Genomic DNA, 20,916 nt, shown 5'->3' with positions numbered 1-20,916 from the left:
GCGGAGGCGGCGTGACGGGGGTGACCGTCGCCGTCGTGCCGGCGCGCCACGGCCGCACGGCCCGGGTCCGCGCCGGGTTCGGTGCCGTGTTGCGCCAGCCCGGGCTGGTCCTCGCGTTCGTGGTGCTGCTGGTCGTCATCGCGTGGGCGTTCGCGCCCGGCTTCTTCGCGCACCAGGACCCGGTCAACGGCGTGCCCGCGGAGCGGCTCCAGGGGCCGAGCCCGCACCACCTCTTCGGCACCGACCACATCGGACGCGACATCTACTCCCGGGTGGTGCACGGGTCGTCGCTGACCCTGCGCAGCACCCTGCTCGCCGTTGTCGTCGGGCTCGTCGTCGGCGGCGGGATCGGGATGTTGGCCGGCTTCGTCGGCCGCTGGGTCGACGACGTGCTCATGCGAGTCATCGACGTGATGCTCGCCATCCCGGGGCTCCTGCTGTCGCTGGCCGTGGTCACCGCGCTCGGCTTCGGCACGGTACACGTCGCGATCGCGGTCGGTGTCTCGAACATCGCCGGATTCGCCCGGGTGATGCGCGCGGAGACGCTCAAGGTGCGCGCACTGTCCTATGTGGAATCGTCGCACTCCCTGGGCTCGCGGTGGACGTACACCCTCGGGGCGCACGTGCTGCCCAACGCCGCCGGGCCGGTGCTGGCGCTCTCGGCACTCGAGTTCGGTACCGCGATCCTGGCCATCTCGTCGCTGTCGTTCCTCGGCTTCGGCGCGCAGCCACCGGCACCGGAGTGGGGCGCCCTGGTCTCCGACGGGCGCAGCTACCTCGACACCGCCTGGTGGATGACCACGTTCCCCGGCCTGACCGTGACCGCTGTCGTGCTCTCGGCCAACCGTGTAGCGCGCTACCTCGAAAGGATCTGACCATGGCAGCCGAAGCGGACACCGCGACCCCGCCGCTGCTCGCGGTGCGGAACCTCGCGGTCACCTACCGCTCGACCCGAGGCCGGGTCGTGCCGGCCGTACGCGACGTGTCGTTCACGATCGGCCGGGGCGAGGTCGTGTCACTCGTCGGCGAGTCCGGGTCGGGCAAGACGACCTCGGCGCGAGCCGTGCTCGGGCTGCTCGGCCCGGCCGCGACGGTGCGCGGCGCGATGGAGCTGTCCGGCCGGCCGCTCACCACGCTCAGCCCCCGGCAATGGCGGGACGTGCGCGGCCGGCGGATCGCGTTCATCCCGCAGGACCCCACCGTCGGGCTCAACCCGACCCGCCGCGTCGGGCGGCAGATCGCGGAGGCGATCCGCGTCCACGACCGGACCCTGCGCAGTGCTGCCCTGCACAGCCGGGTCGTCGAACTACTCGACCGGATGGGCCTGCCCGACCCGGCCCGGCGCGCCCGCCAGTACCCGCACGAACTCTCCGGCGGCATGCGCCAGCGCGTCCTGATCGCGGCCGCGCTCGCCAACTCCCCGGAGCTGATCGTGGCCGACGAGCCGACCAGCGCGCTCGACGTGACCGTGCAGCAGCAGATCCTCGACCACATCGACGCGCTGCGCACCGACCTCGGCGTCGCGGTCCTGTTCATCACCCACGACCTCGGGGTCGCGGGGGAACGCTCCGACCGCATCGTCGTGCTCGCCGACGGCGAGGTGGTGGAGACCGGCACGCCCGACGAGATCCTCGCCGCACCGGCGTCGCCGTACACCCGGCGGCTCGTCGCGGCGGTGCCCACGCTCGACAGCGGACGCCTGGTCTGGGACGCCGCCACCGGCACCGCCCGGCCCGGCAGTCCCGCCGCCGCCGACACCGGACGACCGCTGCTGGCGGCCACCGGGCTGCACCGCAGTTTCAAAGGTGGCCGCGGCAACGAGCCGATCCACGCCGTACGGGACGTGTCGGTGAGCGTCGCGCGGGGGACTACCCTCGGCGTCGTCGGCGAATCCGGGTCGGGCAAGTCGACGCTCGCCCGCCTGCTCACCCGGCTCGCACCGGCCGACGCCGGCCGGGTGGTGCTCGACGGGCAGGACGTCACCGATCTCGATGGCGAGGCGCTGCGGCAGATGCGCCGGCGGGTACAGATCGTCTACCAGAACCCGTTCGCCTCCCTCGACCCCCGGTTCACGATCGGCAGGACACTCGCCGAGCCGCTGCGCGCCTTCGGCATCGGCACCCGTCCCGAACGCCGCGCCCGCGGCGCGCAGCTGCTCGAACTCGTCGGGCTCCCGACCGACTTCCTCGACCGGCTGCCGGCCGAGCTCTCCGGCGGGCAGTTGCAGCGGGTCGCCATCGCCAGGGCCCTGGCCACCGAGCCGGAACTGGTCGTCCTCGACGAGCCGGTCTCCGCGCTCGACGTCTCCGTCCAGGCCCAGATCCTCGAGCTCCTCGTGCGCCTGCAGGCCGAACTCGGCGTCACCATGGTCTTCATCTCCCACGACCTCGCGGTGATCCGACAGGTCAGCGACACGGTTGTGGTGATGAGCCGGGGCGAGGTGGTCGAGGCCGGCCCCGCCGACGAGATCCTCCGGCATCCCCGGTCGGCGTACACCCGGGCGCTGCTCGACGCGGTCCCCGGCCACCGCCGGCCCACCCCCGCGGGGGCGCCACGATGACCGCCACGACAACGGACGCCACCGCCGAGGTGCTCGGCCGCGCCGACGACATCCTGGCCGACCTCGCCCGGCTCGCGCCGGGCAACGACCGGTCCGGGGTGTTCCCGACCGAGTCCATCCGGCTGCTGCACGAGGCCGGCCTGCTCACCGCCACGGTGGGCACCCGGTACGGCGGCCCCGGCCTGCGGCACGCCGGGGTGTACGAGCTGATGCTGCGGCTGGGCCGTGCGGACCCGTCGGTGGCACTCATCGCGTCGATGAACCTCGCCGTCCACCAGCGGGAGGCGGTGCGGCCCACCCTCGACCCGCAGTTCTACGCCGCCCTGCTCGCCGAGTCGCGTACGGCGCCGACGCTCGTCAACGCGCTGCAGGTCGAGCCGGCGCTCGGTACTCCGTCGCGGGGCGGCCGGCCGGCGACCACGGCGCGCCGGACCGCGGACGGCTGGCGGGTCACCGGGCACAAGATCTTCTCGACCGGCGCGCCCGGACTGCGGTGGATGTTCGTGCTCGCGACCACCGACGAGCCGGAGCCCCGGGTCGGCACGTTCGTGGTCGACGCGCACGGGCCCGGCGTCGAGATCCGGCCGGCCTGGTCCGCCGCCGGCATGCGTGCCACGTGCAGCGACGACGTGGTGCTGACCGACGCGGCGGTGCCGGCCGAACGGGTCTGCGGGCTGGAACCGGCCGGCGACGGTCACCGGAACCCGCAGGGCCCGGGCACCGCCATCCCCGCCATCTACCTCGGCGTCGCCGAGGCCGCCCGCGACTGGCTGGTCGGCTTCCTGCGCGAGCGTGTGCCGGCCAACCTCGGCCACCCGCTCGTCGAACTGCCCCGCTTCCAGGCCGCGCTCGGTGAGATCGGGCTGCGCCTGACCGCCGCACGCGAACTGCTCGCGGCGCTGTCCGCCCAGGCCGACGCCGGCCGGGACGTCCCGCGGGAGACCGCCTGGGCGGCGAAGACCGTCGCGAACCGCGCCGCGATCCGGGCGGTCGAGCACGCCGTGTCGCTGATCGGCAATCCCGGCCTGAGCACCTGCAACCCGCTCGAACGCCACCTGCGTGACGTGTTGTGCGCCCGGGTGCACTTCCCGCAGGAGGACACCGTCGTGGCCGCTTTCGGGAGCGCGGCCACGTCCCCAACGAGAAAGGCATCGTGATGCGCTACGTCATCGTCGGCGCCGGCGCCGTCGGCGCTGTGCTCGCCGCCCAGCTCACCCGGGCCGGCACCGACCAGATCCTGGTCGGTCGCGGCGAGCACATCCGGCGGATACGCGACGACGGGCTGCGCTACATCCTGCACGGCCGGCCCGAGGTGGTCCGTGTGGCGACAGCGCTGCACCCCGGCGAGGTCGACCTGCAGGCCGACGACGTGCTGGTGCTGGCCACGAAGGTGCAGGACGTCGAGGACGCGGTGCGCGCCTGGGCATGGCGCCCGGTCGGCGGCGACGGGCCGCGCGTCGCGGCGGACCTGCCGGTGCTCACACTCCAGAACGGCCTCGACGCCGACCGGATCGCCCTGCGCCGCTTCGGGCGGGTGCTCGGCGGCACGATCCTGACCTCCGCGCAGCATCTCACGCCGGGCGAGGTGCGCTGCGGCGCGCTCGGCCCGATCGGCGTCCTCACCGTCGGCGCCGCACCGCGCGGCCTCGACCCGGCACTGCCCGGCCTCGCCGAGGACCTGCGCCGAGCGGGCTACATCGTCCAGGTCACCGACGACGTGTCCCGGTGGAAGGCGGCGAAGCTGCTGTTCAGCGTCCGCAACGGGCTGGAGGTCCTCGACGGCGACGCCACGGTCCGGGCCGACCTCGGCGAGCGGCTCGTCGCGGAGGCCCGGGCGGTGCTGTCGGCGGCCGGGTTCGGCGTAGCCGACACCGTGGCCGAGCGCACCGAGGACGTCTCCGCGTTCCGTCCCGACCCCGCGTCGGGCATCGCGCCCGGCCAGCAGTCGACCTGGCAGAGCTTCACCCGGGGTGCCTCCAGCGAGGTCGACTTCCTCAACGGCGAGATCGTGCTGCTGGGGCGCCTGCACGGGGTACCGACCCCGGTGAACGCCGCACTGCAGCGGGTCCTCGGCGAGGTCGAGGCGCGGCGCCTGCCACCCAGTGCGGTGCCGCTGCACGAGGTGCTCGCGCACGTGGGCTCTCCTGCATGAGCGACCTTGCCGCGCTCGAACGGGCGCTGCGCGACGCCGACGGGGGCCGGGTCTCGGTGACCGCCGACGACCGCGCCCGAGCGTCGACCGACCGCTCCGGCTGGGTGCCGGCATCACCGCCGGTCGCGGTCGTCCGGGCCCGGGGCGTCGCCGACGTGGTGGCAACGCTGCGCTGGGCATCGGCGCACGCGGTGCCGGTCGTGCCGCGTGGCGCCGGGACCGGCCTCGCCGGCGGCGCCGTCGCCGGCGCCGATGCGGTCGTGCTCGACCTGTCCGGTCTCACCCGCATCGTGGAGATCCGCGCGGACGACCTGGTCGCCGTCGTCGAGCCCGGGGTCCTCACCGCCGACCTGGACCGGGCCGCCGCCGTGCACGGCCTGCGGTACGCGCCGGACCCGGCCAGCGCGACGATCTCCACGATCGGCGGCAACATCGCCACCAACGCGGGCGGGCTGCGCTGCGTCAAGTACGGCGTCACCCGCGACTCGGTGCTCGGGCTCGACGTCGTCCTCGCCGACGGCACCCGCACGCGCACCGGCCGCGCGACGGTGAAGGGTGTCGCCGGGTACGACCTGACGTCGCTCTTCGTCGGATCGGAGGGCACTCTCGGCGTGATCGTCGGCGCGACCCTGCGCCTGCACCCGGGTCCCGCCCGCACGGCGACCGCCGCCGCGCACTTCGCGACCGTGGCGGCAGCCGCTGCGGCCGCGTCGGCGGTGACCCGGGCCGGCGCCCGCCCCGCGATGCTCGAGTTGCTCGACGCCGCCACCCTGGAGGCGCTCGACGCCGCCGGGCCGCCCGGCGGTGCGCTCCTGCTCGCCCAGGCCGACGGTCCCGGCGCGGACGTCGAGATCGATGCCATCGCGGCGGTGCTCGGCCGGACCGCCACGCGCCTCGACGTCGCCACCGACCCGCGCCGCGCCGACGAACTGGTGGCCGTGCGGCGCCGCGCCCTGCCCGCGATCGAGCGGCGTGGCCGGGTGCTCATCGAGGACATCGCGGTGCCGCCGTCCCGCCTTGCCGAGACGGTCACCCGCATCGGCGAGCTCTCGGCCCGCACCGGCGTGCCGGTCTTCACGTTCGCCCACGCCGGCGACGGCAACCTGCACCCCATCGTGCTGACCGGCCAGCCCTTCGGCGACCCCGGCCCGGTCCCGGCGGACGTCACCGCCGTGGTCGACGACATCTTCCGCCTCGCCCTCGACCTCGGCGGCACGATCACCGGGGAGCACGGCGTCGGCCTGCTCAAGCGGAAATGGCTGGCGGCCGAGCTCGACGCCGGCGCCGGTGAGCTTCACCGGCGCATCAAGGCGGCCTTCGACCCACACAGCGTCCTCAACCCCGGCAAGGCGCTGTGACACCGGCTCCGACCGGCGAGGCCTCTGCTACGGTTCGCGCCATGGTTGCCGGGTGGCGGAAGGCTGCCTGCTCGTACAGGACTCATAGCGCGTCCGCCGCGGAGGCTGTCCTTCCGCATCGGCGGTCACCTCAGCGTCCTGCTGCGGGCGTCGGCGGCCGAATCACACCACGGCGGGCGGTTCCTGCGGCGGGTCCTCCCCGACGAGCCCGTCGACGGCCTCACGCAGCAGGTCGGCGTGGCCGACGTGCCGGGCGTACTCGTCGTGCAGATCCACCACCACGCGGCGCAGGTTCGGCGACGTGCCGTCGTCCAGGGTCGCGTACTTCGCCGGCTGGTCGAGCCCGCCGTCGGCGAGCGCCTTCGCCATCGCGACCCGTGAGTGCTCGACGGCGCCCCGCCAGAGACGGTAGAGCTCCTCGGGCGTGTCGTCGGCCGCGCTGCGCCACACCCAGCCCGGGTCGGTCCTGGCCTCGGGCGCGTCCAGCGGCGGGCCGGGCGCCTCGCCGGTGAAGTTGATGGTGTAGAGCTCCTCGACGAGCGCCATGTGCTTGAGCAGGCCCCCGATCGTCATCGTCGACGGCGGCTGGGGCCGGTTCAGGCCGGCCGCGTCCAGGCCGCCGCACTTCCAGGCGAACTGGGCGCGGGAACGGTCGAGCGCGAACAGCAGCACCTCCACCTCGCCGGCGGCCCTCGACGGCTCGTGGATGGTGGTGTCCAGGACGGTGTCGTCGGTCATGCGGGCCACGCTAGGCTCGGTTCCGGACGTTCTGCGTCCGAAATGACGGCGTCGCCGCGGAGGAGGGACATCCGTGGAACCCGAAGCGAGTCCCACCGCACGAGCGCTGCTGACACTGGAGCTCATCCAGGGCAGTCCGGGCATCACCGCCGACCGGCTCGCCGGCAAGCTGGGCGTGTCGGAGCGGGCCGTCCGGCGGTATGTCGGCATCCTGCGCGAGGCGGGCATCCCGATCGAGTCGGTCCGCGGGCCGTACGGCGGCTATCACGTCGGCCGCGGCCTGCGGCTGCCGCCGCTGATGTTCAGCGCGACGGAGGCACTCGGCCTGGTCATGGCGGTGCTCGACGGCCACCACGACGCCAGCGACCCGGCCGGTCTGGTCGGCGGCGCGCTGGGCAAGATCGTACGGGCTCTGCCGGAGCCGGTCGCCGCCCAGGCCGAGGCGGTCCGCCGGGCCACCGCCGCGGCCCCCGACCGCGGCGCCGCCCGGCCCGACCCGGAGACCACAACCGTGCTCGTGCGGGCCTGCTCGGACCGTCGGCGCGTGCGTCTGGGGTACCGCTCCGAGGCCGGTTCGGAGTGGGACGCCGACGTCGACCCGTGGGCGGTCGTCGTGCGCCACGGCAGGTGGTACCTCTTGTGCTGGTCGCACACGTCGGGCGCCCGCCGGGCGTACCGGATCGACCGCGTCCGCACCGTGGAGGTGCTCCCCGACGGGTTCGACCCGCCGGCCGAACTCGACCCGGTCGCCGTGCTCGAGGAGCATCTCGCGGTCGGCTGGGAGTACGCCGTCGAGGTCATCGTCGATGCCCCGTTCGACACGGTGGCGCGGTGCGTGCCGCGGACCCTGGGCCGCCTCGAACCGGTCGACGCCGGCACGTGCCGGCTGGTCGGCACGACCGGCAACCCGTGGTGGTACGCGGAGCAACTCGCCGCGCTGCCCGCGCCGTTCCGCATCCTGGGCGGCCCCGAGGTGCGCCACACCACAGGCGTGCTCGGCCGCCGGCTGCTCACCGCGGCCGGGGAGGAACCCTAGCGGGCGCCGCCGCGGTCCCGAAGCGCTGGAGGCGGCCGCGTCCAGCACCGGCGAGGTGCAGCGCAGGTGGCTGCGGCTGGCCGAGCGCGCCTCCCGGTTCGCCCACGCCGGTGCCGGCGGGGACTGACGGGCGGCTCACCGCGGGACAGGGGACGTGAGGGGGAACTCCGCACGCAGGCTGGTGCCCTCCCCGCGGGGGCTGTCGAGCACGATCCGGCCGCCGAGCGCCTCGACGCGGTCTTTGAGGCCGACCAGGCCGGTGCCGCGGGCGAAGTCGGCGCCGCCGACGCCGTCGTCGCGGACCGCGAGGCGCAGTACGGCGCCGGCTGTGTCGGCTGTGTCGGCTTCGACGGTGACCGTGACGGCCGACGCGTGCGCGTGTTTGGCCGCGTTGGTCAGCGCCTCGGCGACGACGTAGTACGCGCTGACCTCGACCTGCTCGGGCAGCCGCCCCTGCGTGCGCAGGTCGAGGTCGACCGGGATCGGTGAGCGGCGGGCGAGGGAACGCAGGGCCGGGCCGAGACCGCCTTCGGACAGGATGGCCGGGTGGATGCCGCGTGAGATCTCGCGGAGCTCGTCCACCGCGCCGGCTGCCCCGGTGACGGCGCGGTCGAGCTCGTCGGCGAGCGTGTCGAGCCCCGGTGGCAGCGCCGCTTGCGCCGCGCGCAGTTGCAGCGCCAGTGCGACCAGCCGTTGCTGGGCGCCGTCGTGCAGGTCCCGCTCGATGCGCCGGCGCGCCTGGTCGGCGGCGGCGACGATCCGTGCCCGTGAGGTGGTGAGCTCGGTCCGGCTGTCGGCGTTGGCGATGGCGGTGGCGATGAGCTCGGTGAAGTCGGCCAGCCGTTGCTCGGTGTCCTGGGGCAGCCGGCGGTAACGCGATCCGACCGTCATGGCGCCCCAGACCCGGCCCTCGACCAGGATCGGGCCGGCGACTGCGGACCGGGGTCCCGCCGGGCCGGTCCCGGCCGGGCTCGCCGGTGCGGGGTCGTGCACGTCGCGGCGTGCCGCGCGGCCCGTGGCCTGGACCGCCGCCAGGGCCGAGCCGGCGTCCGGCCTGCCGCGTGAACCCGGCCGGGTGGGCTCGGACCCGTGGCGTCCCATCACGGTCGCCTCCCCGTCCGGCTCGAACCGTACGATCGCCGTGTCGTCGGCGCCGAAGAGCGCGCCGACCTCGTCGGCCACCGCGGCGAACACGAGATCGGGCCCGGTCCCGCGGGCGACCAGCGTCGCGACTCTCCGCAACGCGGCCTGCTCGTCGGCGATCCGGCGGAAACCGGCGTACAGCTGGACGTTGTCGAGGGAGACGGCGAGCTGGCCGGCGATGAGCTTGACGCCGTCGAGCCGTTCGGTCGTGAAGGCGCCGCGGATGAGCCGGTTCTCCAGCAGCAGTACCGCCTGCAGTGCGCCGCGGCTGAGGATGGGCACGGCCAGGAGCGAGCAGCAGGTGACGCCGGTGAAGTAGGGGTCGCGGGCGAAGCGGTCGTCGCGGGTGGCGTCGGGCACGACCAGCGGCTCACGCATCCGCTGGGCATAGCGAACCACGGACATCGGCGCCGCGCTGCTGTGGCCGGCGCCGGCGAGCGGGACGACACCGCCGTCGCCGCCCGTCGCGGGCCGTAGCCAGTCCTGCCGGTCGTCGCTCCACAGCAGCAGGTGTACGTCGGTGGCGCCGGTCATCGCACTGAGCACGTGGGCCACACGCGAGTGCAGCCGTCCGATACTGGTCTCCGAACTCAGCGCCTGCGACGCGGACAGGACGCCGAGCAGGTCGAGCGCTCCGGTGGTGACGACGGCCCGCTCGTAGGGGGCATCACCGGGCTCGGCGGCGGCCTGGTCGGGTTGCGTTCGCAGGGTCGGGTACGCCCAGTCGAGTTGGTCGACTTTCGCGGTCGCACCCCAGGCGAGGTACTCCCGGCGTGCTTCGATGAGCAGCTTGTAGCCGGCGTGTTCGAGGCCCTGGGTGAGGTGGAAGCGGGCCGCGTGTTCGGTGATCAGGGCGCGGTGCCATGGGCGCTGACGCTGGGCGACCGCGCGCAGAGCGGCGTCGAAGGCCAGGGCGGCGGCGCGGAAGTCGCCGACCGCCCAGGCCCGCTCCGCCTCGATCAGCCGCAGCAGGTGCAGGAAGTTCGCCGGCGCGTCCGCGGCGCGGGCGGCCAGCCAGTCCATCACGTCGTCCAGTTCGGACAGCAGACCCTCGGGCGAGCCGTCGCGGCTGTCCCGGGCCTGCTCGGCAAGGGCCAGCCCGCGCAGCAGGTAAGCCGTGTCGGTCGGATACGGGCCCACGACGGTCATCAGCAACGACATCGCCGCCGCGCTGTGCCGCGTCAGGGTGGCCGGATCGTCGAAGATGGCCGCCGCGATCCCGCGGGTGAGATGCGCCGGGAGCGGCGTGGGCGTGTCGATGGGATACACGTCGCCCGCGATGTCCGAGCCTTCGCCGCGTAGCACGCCGACCAGCCGCCGGTAGCTGTTGAGCAACCGGCCGGTCTGCTCGTTGCCGGTACGCCGGACGAACGCCAGCCCGGCGTCCACTTCGGCGACGAAGCTGTCCAGCGTCGGCGCGCAGTCTATGAAGCTGGACGCGGTGTAGTAGTAGGTGTAGCCGGCGTTCGCCAGGGCACCACCGGCGATCAGCCCTTCCCTGGCATGCTGAGCTGATCGGACACCGTCCTCGGCCGGCTCGAACCAATGGCTGTTGCAGGCAAGCAGGTAGCGCGCCTGTGAAGTGCCGGGTTCGTAGCCGCGGGCCGCACCCTCCGCCACGAGCCGCCGGCCCGCGCGGTACGCGGCCGAGAAGTTCCCGCGCACTACCGCGGTGCTGCCGGCGGCACTGGCGGGCCCGAGCAGGGTGGGGGTCGGGCCGTGCTCGACCCAGATCCGCAGCGCCTCCATGCTGAGCCAGCTGTACGTGGCGTAGTCGCCGGCGAAGTAGGCCGCCGCGATGACCGCATCGAGCAACTGCGCCGAGGCGAGGAGCGCGGGGTCGGTGATCTCGGGCCGGGTCAGGTCGTCGCCGTGTTCGGGATGATCCAGCCACCACTGCAGATTCGCGAACTGACGGTCGAGTTCGGCGGGGAGCCGGTCCGCCACCGGGACGGTGATGCCGAGCTCGCGCAGCGACCCGACGCCCAGCCTGATCGCCTCGGCGAAACGGCCCCGGTGGGTGAGGCTGCTCACCTGCACGCCGGTCGCGTGCGCCCGATCGGTCACACTGCCGCACAGTCGCTCGATCGTCCGGAACACCTCATCCGCGTCGTCCAGGTTTCCCAGGCCGTAGAGCGCCGCGTGGCGGGCGGTGTGCACCTCGACGAGCGTGGCGGTCTCATCGGGGCCGATCAACCGCAGGGCGGCCGTCAGCATCGCGTCCACCAGCGCGTGGTCACCGACCAGCGCTGCCTGGCCGGCGGCGCGTCGCAGCAGCCCGACGACATGGTGCCGCTCCGCCGGGTCGTCGACCGCGTCGATCACCGGCAGGTACTGCTCCGCCGCGACCGCGAACAGCTCCGGCACTCCGGCCAGCCGCCGCGCGACGGACAGCTGCACGGTGCGCCGCCGCTGCGGGCCCATGGCGCGCAGGACCACCTCGCGGGTCTGCTCGTGCCGGAACCGCACCGTCTCACGCACTCCTGGCTCCATCACGAGCAGGCCTTCGTCGAGCGCGGGAGCCAGCCACTGTTCCATGGTGTCCGCCGTCCCGGCGGTTGCGGCCCGCAGCAGGCGCAGCTCGGCGCGCCCGCCGAGACACGCCATCGCTTCCAGCACCTTCCGGGACAGCGCCGGCATGGCCTCGACCCGCGGGTCCAGCAGGCCCACCGAGGCAGAGGTACGCCGGCGCAGGTGCCGGCGTACCTCTGCCTCGTCCCAGTGCCACCCGTCCGCCGTCACGGTCAGCACGCCGTCGCGGCGCAGCGCGTTGAGCAGTTCCACCGTCGCGTGGGGGTTTCCGGAGGTGTACGGACCGATGGTCCCGGCCAGGCCCGCCGCCCGGGCCGGGTCCATGTGCAGCATCTCGGCGACCATGGTGACCAGCCCGGGGCCGGACAGGTTGGCCAGCCGCAGGTGCCGCACTCCGGGCTGGTCCCGCCACCGGGACAGCGGCGCCGCCGTGAGGTGCGCGGCGTCGATGTCGTCGTCGCGGTACGCACCCACGAGCAGGAGACCGTCGATCGGTTGTTCGCTCAGCACCAGGTCGGCGATACCGAGTGCCATGCGCCCCGCCCACTGCAGGTCGTCGACGAACACCACGATCGGCCGTTGCCGCGAGGCGACCGCGCACAGTACCTCCACCGCCGCTCGTTGCATCCGCACCTGCGCCGTCAGCGGATCCCCGGCGTCCGGCGGCACGTCGAGCAGCGCCGCGAACTCCGGCTGCACCCTGGTCAGCAGGCCCGCGTTCGGCCCGACCGCCTCCAGGATCCGCCCGCGTAGCTTGGCCAGCTCATGCTCCGGCTCGGCCAGCAACAGCCGGCCCAACGCGCGAAACGCCTGATGCAACGCGTCGGACCCCAGGTCCCGCCGATGCTGGTCGAACCTGCCCGCCACGAACCAGCCGTCCCGGCCCGTCACCACCGGCCGCAGCTCGTCGACGAGCGCTGTCTTGCCCACCCCCGCCGCTCCGCCGACGAGCACGCCGCGACACCGGCCCGCCAACGCGTCCTCGAACGCCGCCTCCAACACCGACATCTCCGCATCGCGACCCGCCAGCCGCGACGGTGGCAACAACCGCGGCGGAACGTCGCGCTCACCCACCCGCAGCTCAGCCGCCGCCCGCGGATCTGCGTCGCGCAGTCGTTCCAAGTCGTGGATCAGGCCGTCCGCGGTCTGGTAGCGGTCGTCCGGCTCCTTCTCCAGCAGATGCATGATGACGTCGGACAACGGCCGGGGCACTGCCGGGTTGACCTGCGCCGGCGGCACCGCCACCCGGGCCAGATGGTCGTGCGTGAGCCGCAGCGGGTCTCCGGAGCCGAACGGTGGCGCACCTGTCGCCAGCTCGTACAGTGTCGCGCCCAAACCGTAGAGGTCGGCCCGCTGATCCACCGGCCGGCCGGTCCGCCCGGTCTGCTCGGGCGCCAGGTACGCCAGCGTGCCGACGATCTCGGTGTGGTGGGTGAACTCGGGACGAGTCTCGGCCAGCGACGTCGCCAGGGCGAAGTCCACCAGGCACGGCGTGCCGCCCGGGGAGGTCACGATGTTCGCCGGCGTGATGTCCCGGTGCAACACACCCCGGCGGTGCATTTCCGCCACCGCCCGGGCCAGCTCCACCGCAAGCCCGATCAGATCATCAGCCGTCAGCGGCTTCGCCAGCCCGGCCAGGGTCGTGTCACCGGCGTCCGTCACCATGATCGACCCGGGGCGCTGCGGCACCTCCGCCAGTTGCGCGATCCCCGCGACACCGCGCAGCCGTTCCAGCATCGCCTGCTCGTGCCGGACCCGCTGCCGCGCGTACGGCCCCAGCGGCTCCTTGCGGATGACCGTGCGCCCGGCGACCGACAGCCGAGTGACACGTGTGTGTTCGCTCTCGTGCACCGTTTCGGCCCGAACGGGCGGATGTCGGCCCGACAGCAGTCCGCCTGCTCCCATTCGACACCTCCGTGCGCACCTACCACTGTGACTACCCCGATTTGCGCGCGAACTCGCCCATTGCGTGGCCTGCTTCTGTTCCGGACCGTGGTGTCGGGTGGGACGCTGGAAGGTGTTCGACCCGCGCAGGAGCGCTCGGAGCACCCGGTCCGCCAGGATGATCACCGCGGCGGTGTCCGTCGCCCTCGCCACGACCGGCCTCACCGCCTGCGGTAACGAGCCCGCCGGCGTCGTCACCTTGAGCTGGTACACCCAGCCGGACAACACCGGCACGTTCGACACGATCGCCGCGCGGTGCAACGCGCAGGCCGCCGGGCGTTGGCGGCTGGTCACCTCGGCCCTGCCCAGCACCGCCGACGGGCAGCGGGAACAGATCGTGCGCCGGCTCGCCGCCGGCGACCGGTCGGTCGACGTGATGAACATCGACCCGCCGTACACCGCCGAGCTCGCCAACGCCGGCTGGCTGTCAGTGTTCAGCGCCGGCGAACGCACCCGGTTGCTCGAGAACGTGCTGGAGTCACCGAGCCGCAGCGCGACCTGGAAGGGCGAACTCGTCGCGGTGCCGTACCTCGCCAACACGCAGCTGCTCTGGTACCGCAAGTCCGTCGCCCGGCGGGCCGGTGTCGACCCGGCCGGCAAGACGTTCACCTGGGACCAGATGATCGACGCTGCTTCGCGGACCGGGACGACGGTCGCCGAGCAGGGCAAGCGCTACGAGGGCTACACGGTGTGGGTGAACGCCCTCGTCACCTCCGGCGGTGGCTCGATCACCGAGCACAACGAGCGCGGCCGGGACGCCACCGTGTCGGTGAACTCCGCCGCCGGTCAGGAAGCCGCCCGGATCATCCGCAAGCTGGCCACGTCGAAGGCGGCCGACCCGGCGCTGTCCACCTCGGCCGAGGAGGAGTCGCGGGCGACGTTCGACGGCCCCGACGGCGGTTTCATGCTCAACTGGCCCTACGTGTACGCCGCCATCCAGGGCAACGTGCAGGACGGCTCGGTGCCCCGGCCGGTCCTCGACGACCTGGCCTGGGCCCGGTACCCGCGGGTCAGAGCCGACACCCCGAGCAGGCCGCCGATCGGCGGGACCAACCTGGCGATCAGCCGATTCAGCCGGCACCGGGCGGAGGCGGTCGAGGCGGTCCGGTGCATCACCGCACCGGCCATGCTGAAGGCCCGCATGCTGCGCGCCGGCAACCCGGTCGCCAACAGCGTCGTCTACGACGATCCCGAGGTGCGGGCGAAGTTCCCGATGGCGGACCTGTTGCGCGAGTCGATCGACGACGCCGGTCCGCGCCCGGTCACGCCGTACTACGCAGACATCGCGACGGCGATCCAGCGCACCTGGCATCCGCAGGCCCGGGTCGACCCGAACTCGACACCGAAACGGTCGGCCCGGCTCATCGAGGACGTGCTGCACGACCGGAGGCTGCTGTGACCGTCACCGACCGGACCCGGTACGAGCGGCGGCTGGGGTGGTGGCTGTCGGCACCGGCCGTCATCCTCATGCTCGCCGTCACCGCCTACCCGATGTTGAACGCCGTGTACCTGTCGCTGTTCAGCTACCGCCTCACCGACCCCGGCGGGCGCAGGTTCGTCGGGCTGAGCAACTACGGGGTGGTGCTCAGCGATCCGCTGTGGTGGGAGGATGTGGTCACCACGGCGATCATCACGGTCATCACCGTCTCGGCCGAACTCGTGATCGGGTTCGCGTTCGCGATGGTGATGCACCGGATCACCATCGGCCGGCGCACCGTGCGCACCTCGATCCTGGTGCCGTACGGGGTCATCACCGTGGTCTCCGCGTTCGCCTGGCGGTACGCGTTCGCCCTCGACTCCGGGTTCGTCGACAACTGGCTCCACCTGGGAACGTTCGACTGGTTCGGCAACCGCTGGTCGGCGATCGCCGTGATCTGTCTGTCCGAGATCTGGAAGACCACGCCGTTCATCTCCCTGCTCCTGCTGGCCGGGCTGGCGCAGGTGCCGGAGACGCTGCACGAGGTGGCCAGCGTCGACGGGGCCACGTTCTGGCAGCGGTTGTTCAAGGTGACCATCCCGAACATGAAGCCCGCCATCATGGTGGCGCTGCTGTTCCGCACCCTCGACGCATGGCGGATCTTCGACAACGTCTTCGTCACCACCGCCGGCGCGCAGGGCACGGAGACCCTGTCGTTCCTCACGTACCGGCAGAGCGTCACCCGGGTCGCACTCGGTATCGGTTCCGCCGTGTCGGTCCTGCTGTTCCTGTCGGTCGTGCTGATCGCGTTCGTCTTCGTGAAGGGCTTCCGCACCGACCTGGGCTCCGTCCGCGGGGACACACGATGAGGTCGCGCAGGCAGACCACCGGCTGGATCGTCGGCGCCGCCGCCATCCTGCTGTACACGCTGACGCCGCTCGTGTGGATGGTGTCGCTGTCGTTCAAGACCGGCGGCGACATCAACAACCAGCGGTTCTGGCCGACCGACTGGAGCCTGGAGAACTACCGCACGGTGTTGCGCACCGACCTGTTCACCCGGGCCCTGATCAACTCGATCGGCATCTCGTTGATCTCGACCGTGATCGGTGTCGTGGTCGCGATGTTCGCCGCGTACGCCATCGCCCGGCTCGACTTCCCCGGCAAGCGGCTGATCCTGTCCTTCGCGCTGGCGATCGCGATGTTCCCGGTCGTGTCGCTCGTCGGGCCGCTGTTCAACATCTGGCGGGTCGTCGGGCTGTTCGACACCTGGCTCGGCCTCATCATCCCGTACATCTCCTTCACCCTGCCGCTGTCGATCTGGACCCTGTCGGCGTTCTTCCGCGAGATCCCGTGGGAGCTGGAGCAGGCCGCGCAGGTCGACGGTGCCACACCCGGGCAGGCGTTCCGGAAGGTGATCGTCCCGCTCGCCGCGCCGGGCGTCTTCACCACGGCGATCCTGGTGTTCTTCGCCGGCTGGAACGACTTCGTCTTCGGCATCGCGCTGACCTCGACCGACAACGCCCGCCCGGTGCCGGCGGCGTTGGCGTTCTTCACGGGTGCGTCGGAGTTCCAGCAACCCACGGCCGCGATCGCCGCCGCCGCTGTTGTCGTCACCGTCCCGATCGTGCTCGTGACCCTCGTCTTTCAACGCCGGATCGTCGCCGGCCTCACGTCCGGCGCCGTCAAAGGCTGACCGGCACGGTCTGGTGACGGTTCCCACGGACGGCGTGGGCCGACATATCCTTGTTGAGCCTGATCGAGCCGAGCGCTTGGGAGGCCGGGATGAAGGCTCCGGTGCCCCGCAACGAGGCAGAGCGGATCCTGGCCCTGCACTCGATGGCGATCCTCGACACCGCGCCCGAGAGCGACTTCGACGACATCGTCCGGATCGCCTCGGAGATCTGCGGTGCAGAGAATTCGCTCGTCACGCTCGTCGACACCGACCGGCAGTGGTTCAAGGCGAAGGTCGGGGACGTCCCGTTCGCGCAGACGCGCGAGGCGTCGTTCTGCGCGCACGCCATCATGGGACGGGACCTGCTGGTGGTGCCGGATGCGACCGTGGACGCCAGGTTCGCCGACAACCCGAACGTCCTCGGCGACGACGGTGTCCGCTTCTACGCCGGCGCCCCGCTGGCGACGAGCGAAGGCGCCGCGCTCGGCACCCTGTGCGTCGTCGACCACGCGCCGCACCGGCTCAACCTCGAGCAGCTGCGGGCGCTGCGGGCGCTGGCGCATCAGGTCACCGAGCTGCTGGAGCTGCGCCGGCTGATCGTCACCGAGCAACTCGACGTGCGGCTGGAGCGAACCGTCGACCTCGCCTACCTGGCCGACGATCGCATCCGGGACCTCCGCCGCATCGCCGAGGCGCGCGGCATGTGCATCACGCTGATGCTGGAGCACCGTGCTCCGGTGCGTGCCGATCCGCCGAAGCTGTCGCGAGCGCTCGACTACGTCATGTTCACCGCGCTCAAGGTCTCGCCGCCCGGCGGGCAGCTCGGCATACGGGTCCTCGACGAACCCGCGCCGACGATCGAACTCACCCACGGGGGCGGGTCGATCACCGCGGACTGGTACCTCGAACTGGCCGGACTGCGACACTCCGACGACCCTGTGCCGCGAGCGGTGGCGGAGATCCTCCGGGCTCATGGCCTTGCCGTCATCTGTACCCCGACGGTCGCCGGCTCGCCGGGCATCATGGTCGAGCTGCGGTTCCCGGCCGTGTGACGCTTTCATCACTGTGGTCGCGTTCAATCACCCAGGTCAAGGCCGACATCGACGAGAGTCTTGACAACGTTCTGCAAGGGATTTCAGACTGCTTCCGCACCCGAGGCAGCTCGTCGCCCGAGTCAAGGAAGAACAGTATGAGGATCGCTGACGTCCGGGTCATCGTGACGTGCCCGGACCGCAACTTCGTGACGTTGAAGATCGTCACGGACGAGGGTGTGTACGGCCTGGGCGACGCGACCCTCAACGGTCGTGAGCTGGCGGTCGCGTCGTATCTGCGGGACCACGTCGCGCCGGTGCTGATCGGCCGCGACCCGAGCCGGATCGAGGACACCTGGCAGTACCTGTACAAGGGTGCGTACTGGCGGCGGGGCCCGGTGACGATGACCGCGATCGCCGCCGTCGACACGGCGCTGTGGGACATCCTGGGCAAGGTCGCCGGGCTGCCGGTCTACAAGCTGCTCGGCGGCCGTTCCCGCGAGGGCGTGACGGTCTACGGCCACGCCAACGCCGAGACGGTCGCCGACGTGCTCGCCGAGGTGGCCCGCTTCGTCGACCTCGGATATCGCGCCGTGCGGGTGCAGACCGGCGTGCCCGGACTGGCCAGCACCTACGGGGTGAGTGGCGACAAGATGTTCTACGAGCCGGCGGACGCGGCGGTGCCGACCGAGAACGTGTGGTCCACCGAGCGCTATCTGGCCAACGTGCCGGGGGTGTTCGGCCGGGTGCGGGAGGAGTTCGGGCCGACGCTGAAGCTGCTGCACGACGTCCATCACCGGCTGACGCCGATCGAGGCGGCCCGGCTCGGCAAGTCCCTGGAGCCGTACGGGCTGACGTGGATCGAGGATCCGGTGCCGGCCGAGCTGCAGGAGGGGTTCCGGCTGATCCGGCAGCACACCACCACCCCGGTCGCGGTGGGGGAGGTGTTCAACACCGTCTGGGACTGTGAGCAGCTGATCCGGGAGCAGTTGATCGACTACGTGCGGACGACGGTGGTGCACGCCGGCGGCATCTCCCATCTGCGCCGCATCTTCGACTTCGCCGCGATGTACCACGTCCGCTCGGGCTCGCACGGTGCGACGGATCTGTCGCCGGTGTGCATGGCCGCGGCACTGCACGTGGACGTCGCCATTCCGAACTTCGGGCTGCAGGAGTACATGCGCCACACCGAGGCGACCGACGCGGTGTTCCCGCACGGGTACCACTACGAGGACGGCTACCTGTTCCCCTCGGAGACGCCCGGGCTCGGGGTCGACATCAACGAGGAACTCGCCGCCCGGTACCCCTACCGGCCCGCGTCGCTGCCGGTGAACCGCCTCGAGGACGGCACCGTGCACAGTTGGTGACCAGGCTCGGCACGGCCGCCCCACCGGCGGCGGCCGTCCGCAGGCCCGTCCGCTGAGCAAATGGTTGCGGGGTCCGCGCCGTCATCGGCCGGACCCCGCGGATGTGGCGCGACGATCAGCTCCGCCGGCGCTGCGGCCGGGGTGCCAGACGGAGCAGCGCCATGCCGCCCAGGATGAGCGTGGCCCCCAGCACCAACTGCCAGCCGATGGACAGCCCGGTCACCGGCAGCAGCGCCGCACTTCCGGCGGCCCCGCCGGCAACACCGCCTTCGTACATTTCCCATCTCCTCACACATTGATCCATTCGCGGTCCGCACCGCGAACGGTTTTCCATGCCGCCAGCCAATACACGCCGGCGCGCCATTGTTCGTACAACCATTCCGGCAGCAGCAGTGCCGCCAGCAGAACGTCACCGGGACGACCCTTCCGGACCGTCCACACGCGTTCGATGACAAAGACGCCCGTCAACGGCAGCCACCGGGCGTCGAACGGCAGGCCGCCGGTCACGGCGATCACCACGGCGAGGAACGTGAGGTACGTCGGCACCAGCATCGACCCGCCGTAGGTTCCGGCCTGGCGGACCCAGGTGCCGAACGTGCGCCGGTTCAGCCCGTACAGGCGGAGGCTGTCGAGCATGCCGCGCTGCCAGCGGAGCCGCTGATGCCGCAACGCCCTCCACGTCGGCATCGACTCCGTGACCGCGGTGGCCCTCGCGGGTGCCACCGGCCGGTAGCCGAGCGCCTGTACCGCGAACGTCAGCTCGATGTCCTCCGTGGCGGTGTCACGGTGGTACAGCTCGCCCGGGTAGCCGGGCAGCCGGCCGTCCCTGCGGGCGGCCAGCACCTCCCGGATCACGCGGACCTGGAAGAGCGTCGCGACACCGGAGAGCACCAGCGCCTTGTCCATGCGCCGGGCGACCTGCCGCGCGAACCGGGTGTACTCGTTGCGCTGCAGCCGCTCGAGCAGACTGGTGCCGTCGGGGGCAGTGTGGAAGCTGGCGCAGGCGGCGCCGACAGGTCGCCGCCGCCGGTGCCCGATACGCTGTGTGAGCGCGCCGGCGGCGTGCCGGGTGAAGTCCGGGTCCAGGATGCTGTCCGCGTCGGTGACGAGCACGAAGTCGTCGTCGGCGAGGTCGGGCAGGAGCCTGATGATGGCCCAGTTCAGCGCGCCGGCCTTCTTGTGCGGGTTGGGGCCGGGAAACTCGAGCACCTCGGCGCCCGCGGCTTCGGCCACCTCGGCGGTGTCGTCGATGCAGTTGTTCGGCACGACGACGATCCGGTCGACCGGCGGTGACCACTGCCGTTGCAGCGCCCGGACGGTGGCGGCGACGGTGGCGGACTCGTTGTAGGCGGGAACCACGGCGACGACCTTCGCGGCGGGCCGACGGTAGCGGCGCTGCCCGGGCAACGCGCGGACGACGGCGGTGTGGTCCGTGGCGGCGTGTTCGGTCAGGCTGAAGCGCACGGCTCGGTTGCCTCCGGGATCGGTACGGGCGAACGCCTTCCCGCCGGACAATGTCCCGCGGTCCGCTGCCGGCTGAGCCGTTTCGCGGACCGGAAATGCTGACGGGTGCGGAGTCGACTTTGCTGGCACGCGTTTCGGGCCGCAATGCGTTCGCCGCCTTCTCACCCAGGTGAAAACGGGGCTGAGAAACCGGTGGAACGAAGGACCGGGAAGGCATCAAAAATGCCCCGATGAGGATGTGCGGGGTCGTACTGACCCACCATCCTCCGGCATTCCTGCTGCTCCTCGGCGACGACCCCGGCCGAGGTTTCCTGCCCGGGCTCCTTGATCGTCGGAAACTTCCGGCTGCCCAGGCAACCCGAAGTTTCCCTCGATCTGGAACCGCGGCGAGCAGCGGCCGGGGGACCGGCCGCAGCCGGCGGGTGCCGTCGGTGACGTCGCCCTCGTTCGCCGTCACGGCGGAATTGTCATACCCCGGCGGTACTGTCCCCGCGTGCTGAAC

At 72.4% G+C, this 20,916-nt stretch carries 15 protein-coding genes; 11 read left to right on the top strand and 4 right to left on the bottom strand.

Annotated features, from left to right (window positions below; genetic code table 11):
* Positions 1 to 11 precede the first annotated feature (11 nt).
* Genes Dfulv_RS27545 through Dfulv_RS27525 form a run of 5 tightly spaced genes read left to right on the top strand, consistent with a single transcriptional unit; the run spans position 12 to position 6,070 of the window.
* Positions 12 to 875, top strand: a complete 864-nt coding sequence (locus Dfulv_RS27545; protein WP_259856365.1) for an ABC transporter permease — start codon at positions 12 to 14, stop codon at positions 873 to 875.
* A 2-nt stretch (positions 876 to 877) separates the two neighbouring features.
* Positions 878 to 2,560 carry a dipeptide ABC transporter ATP-binding protein gene (locus Dfulv_RS27540; protein ID WP_259856364.1) on the top strand — a complete coding sequence of 561 codons (1,683 nt, stop codon included), beginning with the start codon at positions 878 to 880 and terminating at the stop codon, positions 2,558 to 2,560.
* Positions 2,557 to 3,717 carry an acyl-CoA dehydrogenase family protein gene (locus Dfulv_RS27535; protein WP_259856363.1) on the top strand — a complete coding sequence of 387 codons (1,161 nt, stop codon included), beginning with the start codon at positions 2,557 to 2,559 and terminating at the stop codon, positions 3,715 to 3,717. Before Dfulv_RS27540 ends, Dfulv_RS27535 begins: the two co-directional genes overlap by 4 nt.
* Positions 3,717 to 4,712, top strand: coding sequence for a ketopantoate reductase family protein (locus Dfulv_RS27530; RefSeq protein WP_259868216.1), 996 nt, complete (start codon positions 3,717 to 3,719; stop codon positions 4,710 to 4,712). Before Dfulv_RS27535 ends, Dfulv_RS27530 begins: the two co-directional genes overlap by 1 nt.
* Positions 4,709 to 6,070, top strand: a complete 1,362-nt coding sequence (locus tag Dfulv_RS27525) for an FAD-binding oxidoreductase (RefSeq protein ID WP_259856362.1) — start codon at positions 4,709 to 4,711, stop codon at positions 6,068 to 6,070. The genes Dfulv_RS27530 and Dfulv_RS27525 overlap by 4 nt, the downstream gene beginning before the upstream one ends.
* A 162-nt stretch (positions 6,071 to 6,232) precedes the next feature.
* Here the strand turns inward: Dfulv_RS27525 and Dfulv_RS27520 are convergent, their stop codons facing one another.
* Positions 6,233 to 6,808, bottom strand: a complete 576-nt coding sequence (locus Dfulv_RS27520) for a DinB family protein (RefSeq protein ID WP_259856360.1) — start codon at positions 6,806 to 6,808, stop codon at positions 6,233 to 6,235.
* A 73-nt stretch (positions 6,809 to 6,881) separates the two neighbouring features.
* Here Dfulv_RS27520 and Dfulv_RS27515 point away from each other — a divergent pair, with 73 nt between their 5' ends.
* Positions 6,882 to 7,844 carry a helix-turn-helix transcriptional regulator gene (locus Dfulv_RS27515; protein WP_259856358.1) on the top strand — a complete coding sequence of 321 codons (963 nt, stop codon included), beginning with the start codon at positions 6,882 to 6,884 and terminating at the stop codon, positions 7,842 to 7,844.
* Positions 7,845 to 7,979: 135 nt separating this feature from the next.
* Here the strand turns inward: Dfulv_RS27515 and Dfulv_RS27510 are convergent, their stop codons facing one another.
* On the bottom strand, positions 7,980 to 13,424 hold the full coding sequence (locus Dfulv_RS27510) for an AAA family ATPase (protein ID WP_259856356.1): 5,445 nt from the start codon (positions 13,422 to 13,424) through the stop codon (positions 7,980 to 7,982).
* Positions 13,425 to 13,521: 97 nt separating this feature from the next.
* Between Dfulv_RS27510 and Dfulv_RS27505 the strand changes: the two genes are divergently transcribed.
* The 5 genes from Dfulv_RS27505 to manD all read left to right on the top strand — a co-directional run bounded on the left by Dfulv_RS27505 (position 13,522) and on the right by manD (position 18,950).
* On the top strand, positions 13,522 to 14,862 hold the full coding sequence (locus Dfulv_RS27505; protein ID WP_259856354.1) for an extracellular solute-binding protein: 1,341 nt from the start codon (positions 13,522 to 13,524) through the stop codon (positions 14,860 to 14,862).
* Positions 14,859 to 15,749, top strand: coding sequence for a carbohydrate ABC transporter permease (locus Dfulv_RS27500; protein ID WP_259856353.1), 891 nt, complete (start codon positions 14,859 to 14,861; stop codon positions 15,747 to 15,749). Before Dfulv_RS27505 ends, Dfulv_RS27500 begins: the two co-directional genes overlap by 4 nt.
* Positions 15,746 to 16,573 carry a carbohydrate ABC transporter permease gene (locus Dfulv_RS27495; protein WP_259856351.1) on the top strand — a complete coding sequence of 276 codons (828 nt, stop codon included), beginning with the start codon at positions 15,746 to 15,748 and terminating at the stop codon, positions 16,571 to 16,573. Before Dfulv_RS27500 ends, Dfulv_RS27495 begins: the two co-directional genes overlap by 4 nt.
* A gap of 89 nt (positions 16,574 to 16,662) precedes the next feature.
* On the top strand, positions 16,663 to 17,604 hold the full coding sequence (locus tag Dfulv_RS27490; protein WP_259856348.1) for a GAF domain-containing protein: 942 nt from the start codon (positions 16,663 to 16,665) through the stop codon (positions 17,602 to 17,604).
* 137 nt (positions 17,605 to 17,741) lie between these two features.
* Positions 17,742 to 18,950 carry a D-mannonate dehydratase ManD gene (gene manD / locus Dfulv_RS27485; protein WP_259856346.1) on the top strand — a complete coding sequence of 403 codons (1,209 nt, stop codon included), beginning with the start codon at positions 17,742 to 17,744 and terminating at the stop codon, positions 18,948 to 18,950.
* Between the two features lie 115 nt (positions 18,951 to 19,065).
* On the opposite strand, the gene Dfulv_RS27480 is transcribed toward manD, so the two are convergent.
* Both Dfulv_RS27480 and Dfulv_RS27475 read right to left on the bottom strand, forming a co-directional pair.
* Positions 19,066 to 19,242, bottom strand: a complete 177-nt coding sequence (locus tag Dfulv_RS27480) for a hypothetical protein (protein ID WP_259856345.1) — start codon at positions 19,240 to 19,242, stop codon at positions 19,066 to 19,068.
* A complete protein-coding gene (locus tag Dfulv_RS27475) occupies positions 19,239 to 20,414 on the bottom strand; it encodes a glycosyltransferase family 2 protein (protein ID WP_259856344.1) in 1,176 nt (391 codons plus the stop codon). The genes Dfulv_RS27480 and Dfulv_RS27475 overlap by 4 nt, the downstream gene beginning before the upstream one ends.
* Positions 20,415 to 20,916: the final 502 nt, after the last annotated feature.

The sequence above is a fragment of the Dactylosporangium fulvum genome, assembly GCF_025137375.1.
GTDB lineage: Bacteria > Actinomycetota > Actinomycetes > Mycobacteriales > Micromonosporaceae > Dactylosporangium > Dactylosporangium fulvum.
This window is presented reverse-complemented; position numbering and strand designations above follow the sequence as displayed.

Excerpts from the sequence above, each read along its gene's own strand:
- Dfulv_RS27540 (WP_259856364.1), top strand. The coding sequence starts at position 878 with ATGGCAGCCGAAGCGGACACCGCGACCCCGCCGCTGCTCGCGGTGCGG.
- Dfulv_RS27535 (WP_259856363.1), top strand. The coding sequence starts at position 2,557 with ATGACCGCCACGACAACGGACGCCACCGCCGAGGTGCTCGGCCGCGCC.
- Dfulv_RS27530 (WP_259868216.1), top strand. The coding sequence starts at position 3,717 with ATGCGCTACGTCATCGTCGGCGCCGGCGCCGTCGGCGCTGTGCTCGCC.
- Dfulv_RS27525 (WP_259856362.1), top strand. The coding sequence starts at position 4,709 with ATGAGCGACCTTGCCGCGCTCGAACGGGCGCTGCGCGACGCCGACGGG.
- Dfulv_RS27520 (WP_259856360.1), bottom strand. The coding sequence starts at position 6,808 with ATGACCGACGACACCGTCCTGGACACCACCATCCACGAGCCGTCGAGG.
- Dfulv_RS27510 (WP_259856356.1), bottom strand. The coding sequence starts at position 13,424 with ATGGGAGCAGGCGGACTGCTGTCGGGCCGACATCCGCCCGTTCGGGCC.
- Dfulv_RS27495 (WP_259856351.1), top strand. The coding sequence starts at position 15,746 with ATGAGGTCGCGCAGGCAGACCACCGGCTGGATCGTCGGCGCCGCCGCC.
- Dfulv_RS27490 (WP_259856348.1), top strand. The coding sequence starts at position 16,663 with ATGAAGGCTCCGGTGCCCCGCAACGAGGCAGAGCGGATCCTGGCCCTG.
- manD (WP_259856346.1), top strand. The coding sequence starts at position 17,742 with ATGAGGATCGCTGACGTCCGGGTCATCGTGACGTGCCCGGACCGCAAC.